This is a genomic window from Mesorhizobium sp. M7A.F.Ca.CA.002.04.1.1, from assembly GCF_004022805.1.
Classification (GTDB): Bacteria; Pseudomonadota; Alphaproteobacteria; order Rhizobiales; family Rhizobiaceae; genus Mesorhizobium; species Mesorhizobium ciceri.
This window is the reverse complement of record NZ_RZPL01000093.1, coordinates 1-11,493: the sequence shown is the minus strand read 5'-3', so window position 1 is coordinate 11,493 and position 11,493 is coordinate 1. Positions and strand designations below refer to the sequence as shown.

Genomic DNA, 11,493 nt, shown 5'->3' with positions numbered 1-11,493 from the left:
GTTCGAGGTGACGCACGAGCCGGCGGACGCGCTGACGGCGGCCGACCGCGCCGTCGCCATCCGCGAAATCACGCGCGAGTTGGCGCGCAATGCCGGCTGGCGTGCGAGCTTCGCCCCCAAGACAGCGCCAACCGCCGTCGGCAACGGCGTCCACATCCATTTCAGCTTCGTCGACGAGGCCGGCAAGCCGATGACTTACGATCCGGCACTGGCGGGCGGCCTTTCCGCCAAAGCGGGCGCCTTCTGTGCCGGCGTGCTGCGCCATCTGCCTGGGATGACCGCCATGACGGCGTCGAGCGTGTCGTCCTTCTACCGGCTGAAGCCGCACAGCTGGAGTTCTTCCTACACCTGGCTTGCCGACCGCGACCGCGAGGCGTCGCTGCGCATCTGCCCGACGGTGACGATCGGCGGACGGGATCCGGCGCGGCAATACAACATCGAATACCGGGCCGCCGACGCCACCGGCAATCCCTATCTGTCGCTGGCGGCGATCATCCGCGCCGGGCTGGAGGGGCTGGAGGCGGGCCTGCCGTCGCCACCTTTGGTCACCGGCGACCCGACACTGATGAGCGAGGCGGAGCGGGCAAGTCTTGGTCTGGTGCGCCTGCCCGAAACCCTGCCCGCGGCACTGGACGCGCTGCTGGCCGACGGCACCGTGACGGGATGGTTCGCGCCCGTCTTCATCGAAACCTTCGTCGGCCTCAAGCGACATGAAGCCGAGCGTCTTGCCGGTCTCGATCCGGCCTCCATCTGCGATCTCTACCGGACGCTCTATTGATGACCGCAGTGACAAAAAAAGATTGGCCCGAGGCCGTCGAGGCCCTCAACGAGCACGGCCGTTCCGATATCGTGCTGTTGTGCGAGCATGCGTCCAACCACATGCCGGTCGAGTATCGACAGCTTGGCCTCGATGCCCACCATCTGCAGCGCCACATCGCCTGGGATATCGGCGCCGCCGAAGTGACCCGCCTGCTGTCGTCGAAGCTCGATGCTCCGGCCTTCCTCAGCGGCTATTCGCGGCTGCTGATCGACCTCAACCGGCCACTGGGCACGCCAGGCAGCATTCCGGTACTGTCGGAAGACACCGACATTCCCGGGAATGTCGGCATCGATGCGGCGGAGCGGACCCGGCGCGCCGAGATCATCTTTTCGCCGTTCCATGACCGGGTGACCGCTTATCTCGACCGCCGGGCACAAGCAGGCCGGCAGACGCGGATCGTGACGATCCATTCTTTCACGCCGGTCTTCCTCGGCGTCAGCAGGCCCTGGCATGCCGGCGTGCTGCATGACCAAGCAAGAGGTCTCGCCGAAGCGATCCTTTCGGGCCTGCGCACCGATGCGGCGCTCAATGTTGCGGCCAATGTACCCTATGTGATCAGCCGCGACGCCGACTACGCCGTGCCCATCCATGGCGACGATCGCGGCATCGCCGCCGTCCTCGTCGAGATCCGGCAGGATCTTTTGTCGACACGGTCCGGCATCGAGGAATGGGCGGACCGGCTGGCGGCGGCACTGCCGGCACTCGAGACAGAAACCGTGCCGTGAGCAATCCAAGCCTGCGCGAGCGCGACGCCGCGACCATCGCCCAGATCGGCAAGTTGCGTTTCTCGCCGCTCGGCGTCATCGGCAGCCGGGGCAACCGGCTGATCGGCGGCTGCTGGCAATCACGCCCCGCGGCCACGGCTGCGGCAGAAATTACCCAAGCAGCCCCGCCTGATCGTTGCGCGGCATTTATTCCGCGATACGCACGATCAGCTTGCCGAAATTCTTGCCATCGAGAAGGCCGAGAAAGGCCTGTGGTGCATTTTCGATGCCATCGACGATATCTTCCCTGTAGCGGACGCGGCCGGACGATATCCATTCGGCCATCTCACGATAGAAGGCCGGGCGCTGGTCGACAAATTCACGCTGGATAAACCCCCTGATCGTCAGGCTGCGGTGCAGCACTTGCTGCATCAATACCGGCAAGCGGTCGACGCCGGCATCCGCGATGACGTTGTACTGCGCGATCAGCCCGCAGACCGGCACACGCGCAAATTCGTTCAGCAGCGGAAACACCGCGTCCCAGACAGGACCACCGACATTCTCGAAATAGATGTCGATGCCACCGGGGCAGGCTGCCTTCAACTGCTCGGCAAAATCATCGGCACGGTGATCGACGACCGCATCGAAGCCGAGTTCGTCTCGCACGAAGGCGCACTTGTCGGCACCGCCGGCAATGCCGACGGCACGCGCGCCCTTGATGCGCGCGATCTGGCCAACGGCCGACCCGACCGCGCCGCTGGCGGCCGCCACGACGACCGTCTCGCCAGGCTTCGGCTGCCCGATGGTGAGCAGACCGGCATAGGCCGTGAAGCCCGGCATGCCGAGCACGCCAAGCGCCGTCGTGATGGGTGCCGCAGCGGGATCCAGCTTGCGCAGCCCCACACCGTCGGACAAGGCAAAACTCTGCCAGCCGGAATGGGACAACACGATATCCCCTTCGGTAAATTCCGGGTGGCGAGAGATCACGACGCGCGCAACAGTACCGCCTTCCATCACGCCGTCGACATCGACGGGCCTGGCATAGGATTTCGTAGCGTTCATGCGCCCGCGCATATAGGGATCGAGCGACAGATAGAGGATCTGCAGCAGCAGTTCGCCCTCTCCCGGCTGGACGACATCAACCGTCTCGATGCGGAAATCATCCGGCTTTGGCCGGCCTTGTGGCCGCGCCGCGAGCACGATGCGGGTGTTGGACTGGATCGACATCGAAAATCTCCCTGCGAAGAAGGCTCTACTCGAAAAACCGGTTGGGCGGACGCTTCAGGCCGAGATTCTCGCGCAGTGTCGACCCTTCATATTGCCGCCTGAAGATCCCTCGCCTTTGCAATTCCGGCACCACCTTCTCGGCAAAATCATCGAGCCCGGCGGGCAGGTATGGAAACATGATGTTGAACCCGTCGGAACCCTCGCCGATCAGCCATTCCTCCATCTCGTCGGCGATTGTTTCAGGCGTGCCGACAAAAGCAAGGCCGGAATAGCCGCCCAGCCTTTGCGCAAGCTGCCTGACGGTCAGGTTCTCCTCGCGTGCCAGTTCGATGACGCGCTCGCGGCCACTCTTCGAGGCATTGGTCTCGGGGATTTCGGGCAAGGGCGCGTCGGGATCAAAACCGGACGCGTCATGTCCGATGGCGATCGACAGCGAGGCGATGCCGCTCTCGTAGTAGACGAGACTGTCGAGCTTCGCCCGCTTGGCCTGCGCGTCCTCGACGCTGTCACCGACAACGACAAAGGCGCCGGGCAGGATCTTGATGTCGTCACGCGACCGGCCAAGCCTTTCCGCACGGCCTTTGACGTCGGCGAAGAAGCGCTGCCCCGCCGCGAGATCGGCATGGGCGGCGAAAATGACCTCCGCTGTCTCCGCCGCCAGTTGGCGTCCTGCCTCCGAGGCGCCGGCCTGCACGATGACCGGCCAGCCCTGGATTGGCCGCGCGATGTTGAGTGGGCCGCGCACCGAGAGATGCTCACCCTTATGGTCGAGCACATGCAGCCTGGCCGGGTCGAAATAGAACCCGCTTTCGGCGTCGCGGATGAAGGCATCGTCGGCAAAGCTGTCCCACAGGCCGGTGACGACATCGTAGAATTCCCGGGCCCGCCGGTAGCGCTCGTCATGCTCGACATGCTCGTCGAGGCCGAAATTGAGCGCCGCATCCGGATTGGACGTGGTGACGATGTTCCAGCCGGCGCGTCCGCCGCTGATATGGTCGAGCGAGGCGAAGCGGCGGGCAACATGATAGGGCGCGTCGAACGTCGTCGATGCGGTGGCGACCAGCCCGATATGGTCGGTGACGGCGGCGAGCGCCGACAAAAGCGTGAACGGCTCGAACGAGGTGACCGTGTGGCTGCGCCGCAGCGCCTCGATCGGCATGTTGAGAACGGCCAGATGGTCGGCCATGAAGAAGGCGTCGAACTTCGCCGCCTCCAAGGTCTGGGCGAAGCGCTTCAGATGCGCGAAATTGAAATTGGCGTCGGCATAGGCGCCCGGATAGCGCCAGGCGCCGGTATGCAGGCTGACGGGGCGCATGAAGGCGCCGAGGTGCAATTGTTTTTGTGTCATGAAAGTCGTTTCGACCGATCGATACAGTCGAGCACTAGCGCTCGAATCCTAAACTCAGGATCGGACGGTCCGCGCAACTCGGGAAGATATCCTGTTCCTCCACACCGGCCTTTTGCAGCATAGGTTTTGCGCTGTCCGGGACCAGGACAAAAAATGGCCGGGCTCGAATGCGGCCCGGCCAAAAGAAGGTTTGAACCTTCAGAGGGGAACACCGTCCAGCGGAATGGGAGGAAACCGCTAAACGATTTTACCTTTTTGCGCCTATCTCGAAGCCTTGGCGACGAATGGCATTCCAAAAAACATATGAAACGGCAAAAATTCGTGCAGAGCTGAGTTCACGAACCCGCCGCTCCGGCCTGGAGAAGATCGGCATAGTGGCGGCGTGCCACGTCGGGATGTGAACGCAGTCGGCTTTTGAGCACATTGGTGCCGACATCGCGGAACAACGGATTGTCCGGATCGCTTGCCGGCCCGCGCGCTTCGGCCGCCAATTCCTCGGGCAGGGTCAGAAGCGGTATGGTCGCGTCCAGCCGCGCACTGAAGAAGAAGGGAACGGAGATCCGCTCGACGCCGGCAGGCGGCGTCACGACGCGGTGAACGGTGGCACGCAAATACCCATTCGATGCCAGTTCGAGCAGTTCGCCAATGTTGACGACCAGCGTTCCAGGGAGCGGATCCACATTCACCCAGCTTCCGTCATATTCGACCTGCAGGCCCTTGTTGTCGTCCTGCAGCAGCAGGGTGAGGAAACCGCCATCCTTGTGCGCGCCGACGCCCTGGTCGCCTTCGGTCGCGTCACGGCCGGGATAACGGACGATCTTCATGCGATGGTTGGGCGAGTCCCGATAGATCGCGTCGAAGGCGTCCTCGGGCTGATCGAGCGATAGTGCGAAGGCTTTCAGCAGCCGAATGGCCACCGCGGTCGCCTTGGCCTGCCATGCAAGCAGTGCCGGCTTGAGCTCCGGCAGTGCAGACGGCCACTGGTTCGGCCCCTGCAGCCGTGTCCACGGTGCAATTCCAGGTCCCTGCGCTATGGGCTGGCGCTCGACGCCGATGTCGAGTTGCTCACGCCAGTCGGCCGCGCCCTTGGTCAGTTCGCCGCCGGCGCGGGTGTAGCCGCGAAACTGCTGGGATTTGACCATTTCGATGGCCAGCTTGTCGGCCTCCGGCAACGCGAAGAACCGTCGCGAGGCATCGAGCACGTCGTCGATCTCCGGGGCGGAAATTCCGTGGCCGCTGAGATAGAAGAAGCCAACGTCCCGGGCTGCCGTACGCAGGTCCAGGAGAAAGGTACGATACTCGGACGCACCTTGTTCGAGGCGGCTCAGGTCAAGCACCGGCACAATTCTGGGCATGTTCAGCTTCCTTCTTTTCTCTGCCCTGGCTTAGGAGAAGTAGAAGCGACCACCGGCAAGAGCTTCGAGCATGAATGCATCTCAAAGTGACACGCAAGGCGTGCCGATCAAAGCAACAGGAAGTCCAATCCGGGCCGGATGGAAGAACGTCAGCGCTGCATATTATGACCTGTCGGCAAATAATTTCCCGACAAGTGCTTTCCCCGCCATGCCTCTCGTGGACCGCACTTTCCAGTGCGACAGCGTATAAGTCGCAGCGGAAGCGCAATCGCGCGTGATCGTCTGTAAATCCCGCCAGCCGACCGGCAAGACGGCTTCAAGCCAGCTCGAACCGCTCGATGGCGCGCATGATGCCGCGCAGCTCGGCGAGGCCCTTCAGCCGGCCGATCAGCGAATAGCCGGGGTTGATCCTGGTCTTGCCGATGTCGTCGGCAAGCAGATGGCCATGGTCTGGTCGCATCGGAATGCGCCAGTCGGCACGGCCTTCCCTGCGACGGCGCGCCTCTTCCTGCATCAGAGCGAGGATAACATGCGCCATGTCGGTGCCGCCTTCGAGATGCTCGGCTTCGTAGAACGAGCCGTCATCCTCGATGGTGATGTTGCGGAGGTGGACAAAGTGGATGCGGTCGGCGAATTCCTTGACCATGGCGACGATGTCATTGTCGGCGCGCGTGCCATAAGAGCCGGTGCAGAACGTCAGGCCGTTGGCGGGGCTGTCGACGGCGTTAAGGATGAAACGCGCATCCTCGGCTGTCGAAACGATGCGTGGCAAGCCATAGAGCGAGAAGGGCGGGTCGTCGGGATGGATGCACATGCGCACCCCCTCCTCTTCGGCCACCGGAATGATCTCGCGCAGGAACCAGGCAAGGTTTTGGCGCAGCTCCTTTGGTCCGATCGCATCGTAGTCCGCCAGGGCCTCGCGAAAACTGTCCCTGTCATAGCTGCGCTCGGTCGCCGGCAGGCCGGCGATCAGGTTGCGTTCGATCCTGTCGATCGCTTCGCTGCTCAATTCCTTCAGCCGCGCTTCCGCTTCGGCGATACGGGCAGCGGTATAGCCGGCTTCGGCATTGACGCGCTTCAGCACGAACAGGTCGTAGGCTGCGAAATCGATGGCGTCGAAACGCAGCGCATAGCCCGTCGTCGGCAGCCGATAGGCGAGATCCGTGCGGGTCCAGTCGACCACCGGCATGAAATTGTAGCAGACCGTCGCAATGCCGGCCTTGGCGAGCGCGCGGATTGAGTCGCGATAGTAGCCGGCGTAGCGCTCGCGTTCCGGCGCGCCGACCTTGAAGGAGTTGTGGACCGGAATGCTCTCGACCACCGACCATGTCAGGCCGGCGGCCTCGATGACACGCTTGCGCTCCAGAATGCTCTCGAGCGGCCAGGCGCGCCCGTCATAGATATCGTGCAAGGCGCTCACCACGCCGGTCGCACCGGCCTGCCTGACATGATCGAGCGTTACCGGGTCGTTTGGTCCATACCAGCGCCAGCACTGTTCCATTGCCGCTTCCTTCTGCGAGAGGATGGCAACCTATTGTTGGACCACAATGGGTGTCAAACTAGGAACCGGTTTCGGACAGCGAATGAAGGAGTTTTCCCAATGAAGGATTTCGACGGCAAGGTTGCCTTGGTGACGGGGACGACCGGGATTGGCCTCGCAACCGCCAGACGCCTCGCTGCAGGGGGCGCTGCGATCATCGCCTGCGGCATCGACCGCGCGGCCAACGCTCTACTGAAAGCGGAGCTGGAAAGCTCCGCAGCCGGGGCGCTGGTCATAGGCGCCGACGTCTCCGTGCCCGATCAGGTTCGCGACGCGGTCGCGGCCGGCGTGGAGCGGTTCGGCGGCCTCGATATCGTCGTCAATTCGGCGGCGGTGCATCCGTACGGAACCGCCGTCAGCACCGATTTCGAGACCTGGAACAAGGCGATGGCGGTCAATGTCGGGTCGATCTATCTGACCGCGCATTTCGGCATCCCGGAAATGGTCCGCAGGGGCGGCGGCGCCATCGTCAACGTCGCTTCGGTGCAGGGCTTTGCCTGCCAGCAAAACGTCGCCGCCTATGCCACCACCAAGGGCGCCATCCACACGCTGACGCGTGCCCTGGCCCTGGACCATGCGCGCTCCGGCATCCGCGTCAATTCCGTCAGCCCCGGCTCGATCCGCACCCCGATCCTGGAGAAGGCCGCCCGCGGCGAGAACGGCACGGACGCCGATGTCGAGGCCGCCTACAAGCGCTTCGGCGAAGCGCACCCCATCGGGCGCATCGGCGAGCCGGAGGAGGTGGCCGAACTTATCGCTTTCCTGTGTTCGTCGAAGGCCGGCTTCTGCACTGGCGCGGACTACAAGATCGATGGCGGCCTGACCGCCGGCATCGGCGTGAAGTAGATCGCGAATGGGGCCTGGCCTTTAGCGGGAGCGGCCGGCATCCGACAATTGGTTTGCCGAATTCTTGCAGATCAATGCTCAAGCAAATCGAGCAGCGAAATTGAGCTTTAGCGAAATTTCGGAAACGCACCGCCATCAGGGGCGTTGGCCCAGCTCTGCAAGGTCTGGCCGCCGTCGATCAGCCAATCCACGCCCGTGACGTGCCTCGCCTCGTCCGAGGCCAGGAAAGCCACGGCGGCCGCGACATCGTCCGGCTGGCCGATGCGGCGCAATGGAATGCGGTCGGCGAAATGCTGGACGCTGCTCTTGAATTCGCCGTCACCGGAAGCCGGCACGCCAAGCGTCGTCTCGATCACGCCGGGGCAAATGGCATTGACGCGTATGCCGTAGGGCGCAGCATCGAGCGCCGCAACCCGCGTCAGGCCGACCACGCCGTGTTTGGAAGCGACATAGCCGGCACCGCCCGAAAGGACGTCCCAACCGGCCATGGATGAGCCCATGTTGACGATCGAGCCACCGGTCCCCGCCTTGATCATCGCCCGAAGCGATGCCTGCAGGACGAGGAAGATACCGCGCAGATTGATACGGATGGTCGTATCCCAGTCCTCGACCGGCAGGTCGTGAACGGGAGCGACGACGCCGGAAATGCCGGCATTGTTGAACACCACGTCGAGGCCGCCGAACGTCTCGACGGTCGCCTCGACGGCGCGCCGCACATCCGCTTCATCGGTGACGTCGGCTTCGATGGCAATGGCGTTTTCACCCAGTGAGCGAGCCAGTTGCTGCGCCGCCGCGCCATTGCGATCGACAATGGCGACGCGCGCGCCTTCGTCAAGGAAACGCCGCACCGCCGCGCCGCCGATCGCGCCGGCGCCGCCAGTGACAAGGATCTTCTTCTGGTCGAATCGTTTCATCCCCCGGTCTCCGGCTTTGGATAGGAACGCCATGAATATTGTGGTTCGAAGCCGATCGTTTCGCGCGCATGGACCGTGTCGAGCACGGCGCCAAAGCCGGCGATCGGCCGCGATAGAGCGACATCGGGATAGACCCGGCGCACGAGCGCTTCGGTTTCCTCTTCCATGAAGGTGTCGGCGGCGCTGAGCAGGACGCGCAGATGGCCGTCGCCTTGCCATTCAAGCGCCCGCAGGAAGCCCTGCCCGGCGTCGCGCGCGTCGAGATAGGCCCACAGGTCGCGGGCACTGTCGGCCGTGGCGCGGCGCGGCCCGACGCCCTCGAAAAATGAACCCGGCGTCTGGATCCACGGCATGCGGATACTGACCGCCGAAAAGGCGCCGCGGCGCACCGCCGCGTCGACGATTTCCTCGCCCAGCCATTTCGACAGGCCGTACGGGTCCTGCGCGCCGACCGGGTGGTCCAGGTCGACCGGCAGATAGGGCGGTCGCACAGGTTTTTCGAAAAAGGGATAGCCGAAGACGCTGAAGGATGAGGCATAGATGAAGCGCCTGGCGCCGGCCATGGCGGCTGCCTCGACCACATTGTAGGCGGTCGCGATGTTGGTCTTGAACACCTCGCCGCCGGCCCGGCCGGTCGGCCGCGGAATGGCCGCGACATGCACAACGGCATCGCAATCGCGCACCAGCTGCAGTGTCGATCCCAGATCGGTCAAATCGGCGGTTGCGTGGCGCCATGCGACCTCACCCGGCACCACGGCATCGACACCAAGCACATCGTGGCCGGCCGCAACCAGAGCCTCGGCCACATGGCGGCCAAGCAGGCCGCTGGCTCCGGTGACGATGGTTTTCATATCTCGGCCTCGGCTCCGCAATTCAGCGGCTTGAATATCATTGATGGTCATACAAATCGAGCACATGCCTGACAAGCGTTGTCAAGGCCATTTCGCGATGGGCAAATAGCGCATACGCTTGTCGGAGCGCGGTGCGCAAGGCCGACCAGCACGCTTTGCGTCGAACGGGATTGACTTGGCATCCACTAGGGTTTTTTGTATGAGCATCAACGATCGGTCAAAGGAGCTCGCCATGTCCGTGGACAGTTTTTCCTCACATCGGCACGATGATGCGGTGCGCCTCGATCCACGCCGTGCGGCCATTATCGTCATCGATATGGTCAATGAGTTCTGCAAGCCCGGCGGGGCCATGGTCCTGCCTGGGTACGAGACGCTGGTCGCGCCGCAACTGGCCGTGATCGAGGCTGCGCGCGCCGCCGGCGTGCCGGTGATCTGGGTCCATGACAGCCACCGACCGGGCATGCGACGAGAGCGCGAATGGCTGAAGCGCACACCGCATTGCCTGGATGGAAGCTGGGGGCCGGAGATCATCGAGGATCTCGGCGCCCGCGATGATGAGATCCATGTCATCAAGCGGCGCTACTCGGCCTTCTTTCAAACCGACCTGGACCTGACGCTGAAAGACATGCAGGTCGATCAGTTGGTCATTTTCGGCGTGGTCACCAACATCTGCGTGCGCTCGACCGTCCATGATGCCTTTTTCCAGGGCTATGAGGTGGTGGTGCCAAGCGATTGCTGCGCGGCAACGGGACCACGCGAGCAGGAAAGCTCGCTCTACGACATAGCGACCCATTTCGGCGTGGTCAGCGATTCGGCTGATGTCGTCGCAGCCCTCCGCGACGGGACGTCGCTTCAACCAGCGGAGGTCGCGGCTTGAGCTTTTCCAAACCGGCGACATCCGAGACAGCGGCGATAGGAGTCCGGTGTGACGACTGAAAAGAAACCGCAATCCGAAAAAGGCGCGACCTCGAAAACGCCGAGCGGCGATGCACCCCCGAGCCGCGAGCAAGTGCTGCAGCAATACGCCGAGACCGGCTATGAACTGGACCGTCACCCGGCGCACGTCATCCGCCGGGCGCATCAGCGCGCGACACTGCGCTTCCAGCAGGTCATGGCCGGCGAAGACCTTTCGCCAACGCAATTCGCGGCGCTCGCCACGATCCTCAAGCATGGCGAAGTCTCGCAGAACCATCTCGGCCGGCTGACGGCGATGGACCCGTCGACCATCAGCATCGTCATGCGCAAACTGCTCAAACACGGGCTGATCACGCGCAGCGCCTCCGAAACCGACCAACGCCTGACGATGATCGCGCTGACCAGCAAAGGGACCGACTATACGCTGGAACGGCTCGAACGCAGCGTCGAGGTCGGGCGGCGGTTCCTGTCGCCGCTCTCCCCGGCTGAGCAGGCGACGCTGCTTCGCCTGCTCCAGCGCATCAATGACGACGACCCAACGAATGGCGACGGCGGCAAATAAGCCGCGTCCAGTCCTTTTTTCCATAACAGCAAAAGTGAGAACCGATGTCGTCCGACCTCCAGTCGTCTGCCAACACGCTCGTCGTCCGCAATATCGGTCTCATGCTGAGCGGCGATCTCGCACAACCGATCATCGACGCCGACACCATCGTCGTGAGCGATGGACGCATATCAGGCATTGGCAAGGCAGGCGACATTGATGGCGGCAGCGCGGCGACGATCATCGATGCGATGGGCTGTGCGGTCGCGCCGGGTCTTATCGACAACCACGCCCATCCGGTGGCCGGCGACTGGACGCCCCGGCAGAACCAGATCGGCTGGATGGATTCGACCGTGCATGGCGGCGTCACCACCATGATCTCGGCGGGGGAAGTCCACACGCCGAGATCATGGTGGTGACGCCGCCATGCAC

The 11,493-nt window shown here is 63.5% G+C and carries 10 protein-coding genes and 2 pseudogenes; 6 read left to right on the top strand and 6 right to left on the bottom strand.

From position 1 onward, the window contains the following. Positions 1-778 (top strand): annotated as a pseudogene (locus tag ENZ75_RS07490) (glutamine synthetase); the annotation flags it as partial. Then, positions 778-1,545, top strand: a complete 768-nt coding sequence (locus ENZ75_RS07485; protein ID WP_024502302.1) for an N-formylglutamate amidohydrolase — start codon at positions 778-780, stop codon at positions 1,543-1,545. The pseudogene ENZ75_RS07490 and the gene ENZ75_RS07485, both read left to right, overlap by 1 nt. Positions 1,546-1,731: 186 nt before the next feature. On the opposite strand, the gene ENZ75_RS07480 is transcribed toward ENZ75_RS07485, so the two are convergent. The 4 genes from ENZ75_RS07480 to uxuA all read right to left on the bottom strand — a co-directional run bounded on the left by ENZ75_RS07480 (position 1,732) and on the right by uxuA (position 6,955). After that, positions 1,732-2,751 (bottom strand): NADP-dependent oxidoreductase, encoded by a 1,020-nt coding sequence (locus ENZ75_RS07480; protein ID WP_024502301.1) that lies wholly within the window; start codon positions 2,749-2,751, stop codon positions 1,732-1,734. Positions 2,752-2,776: 25 nt separating this feature from the next. Next, positions 2,777-4,099: an LLM class flavin-dependent oxidoreductase gene (locus tag ENZ75_RS07475; RefSeq protein ID WP_063170108.1), complete on the bottom strand. Its 1,323-nt coding sequence runs from the start codon at positions 4,097-4,099 to the stop codon at positions 2,777-2,779. Positions 4,100-4,434: 335 nt separating this feature from the next. After that, the gene (locus tag ENZ75_RS07470) at positions 4,435-5,454 is read right to left on the bottom strand and encodes an isopenicillin N synthase family oxygenase (protein ID WP_013530313.1); all 1,020 of its coding nucleotides are present in this window, start codon (positions 5,452-5,454) and stop codon (positions 4,435-4,437) included. Between the two features lie 316 nt (positions 5,455-5,770). Next, positions 5,771-6,955, bottom strand: coding sequence for a mannonate dehydratase (gene uxuA / locus ENZ75_RS07465; protein WP_063170107.1), 1,185 nt, complete (start codon positions 6,953-6,955; stop codon positions 5,771-5,773). 99 nt (positions 6,956-7,054) lie between these two features. Here uxuA and ENZ75_RS07460 point away from each other — a divergent pair, with 99 nt between their 5' ends. Beyond that, positions 7,055-7,840, top strand: a complete 786-nt coding sequence (locus tag ENZ75_RS07460; RefSeq protein ID WP_063170106.1) for an SDR family oxidoreductase — start codon at positions 7,055-7,057, stop codon at positions 7,838-7,840. A 107-nt stretch (positions 7,841-7,947) separates the two neighbouring features. Here the strand turns inward: ENZ75_RS07460 and ENZ75_RS07455 are convergent, their stop codons facing one another. Further along, positions 7,948-8,754 carry an SDR family NAD(P)-dependent oxidoreductase gene (locus tag ENZ75_RS07455; RefSeq protein WP_024502294.1) on the bottom strand — a complete coding sequence of 269 codons (807 nt, stop codon included), beginning with the start codon at positions 8,752-8,754 and terminating at the stop codon, positions 7,948-7,950. Beyond that, positions 8,751-9,605, bottom strand: a complete 855-nt coding sequence (locus ENZ75_RS07450) for an NAD(P)-dependent oxidoreductase (RefSeq protein ID WP_024502293.1) — start codon at positions 9,603-9,605, stop codon at positions 8,751-8,753. The genes ENZ75_RS07455 and ENZ75_RS07450 overlap by 4 nt, the downstream gene beginning before the upstream one ends. Positions 9,606-9,837: 232 nt before the next feature. Between ENZ75_RS07450 and ENZ75_RS07445 the strand changes: the two genes are divergently transcribed. The 3 genes and pseudogenes from ENZ75_RS07445 to ENZ75_RS07435 all read left to right on the top strand — a co-directional run. Beyond that, a complete protein-coding gene (locus ENZ75_RS07445) occupies positions 9,838-10,482 on the top strand; it encodes an isochorismatase family cysteine hydrolase (protein ID WP_024502292.1) in 645 nt (214 codons plus the stop codon). A 48-nt stretch (positions 10,483-10,530) separates the two neighbouring features. Beyond that, a complete protein-coding gene (locus ENZ75_RS07440) occupies positions 10,531-11,082 on the top strand; it encodes a MarR family winged helix-turn-helix transcriptional regulator (RefSeq protein ID WP_024502291.1) in 552 nt (183 codons plus the stop codon). 44 nt (positions 11,083-11,126) lie between these two features. After that, a pseudogene (locus ENZ75_RS07435) lies at positions 11,127-11,465 on the top strand (Enamidase); the annotation flags it as partial. Positions 11,466-11,493 lie beyond the last annotated feature (28 nt).

What these genes read in the sequence shown, in the direction of transcription:
- ENZ75_RS07485 (WP_024502302.1), top strand. Translation starts at nt 778, where the DNA reads ATGACCGCAGTGACAAAAAAAGATTGGCCCGAGGCCGTCGAGGCCCTC.
- ENZ75_RS07480 (WP_024502301.1), bottom strand. Translation starts at nt 2,751, where the DNA reads ATGTCGATCCAGTCCAACACCCGCATCGTGCTCGCGGCGCGGCCACAA.
- ENZ75_RS07475 (WP_063170108.1), bottom strand. Translation starts at nt 4,099, where the DNA reads ATGACACAAAAACAATTGCACCTCGGCGCCTTCATGCGCCCCGTCAGC.
- ENZ75_RS07470 (WP_013530313.1), bottom strand. Translation starts at nt 5,454, where the DNA reads ATGCCCAGAATTGTGCCGGTGCTTGACCTGAGCCGCCTCGAACAAGGT.
- uxuA (WP_063170107.1), bottom strand. Translation starts at nt 6,955, where the DNA reads ATGGAACAGTGCTGGCGCTGGTATGGACCAAACGACCCGGTAACGCTC.
- ENZ75_RS07460 (WP_063170106.1), top strand. Translation starts at nt 7,055, where the DNA reads ATGAAGGATTTCGACGGCAAGGTTGCCTTGGTGACGGGGACGACCGGG.
- ENZ75_RS07455 (WP_024502294.1), bottom strand. Translation starts at nt 8,754, where the DNA reads ATGAAACGATTCGACCAGAAGAAGATCCTTGTCACTGGCGGCGCCGGC.
- ENZ75_RS07450 (WP_024502293.1), bottom strand. Translation starts at nt 9,605, where the DNA reads ATGAAAACCATCGTCACCGGAGCCAGCGGCCTGCTTGGCCGCCATGTG.
- ENZ75_RS07445 (WP_024502292.1), top strand. Translation starts at nt 9,838, where the DNA reads ATGTCCGTGGACAGTTTTTCCTCACATCGGCACGATGATGCGGTGCGC.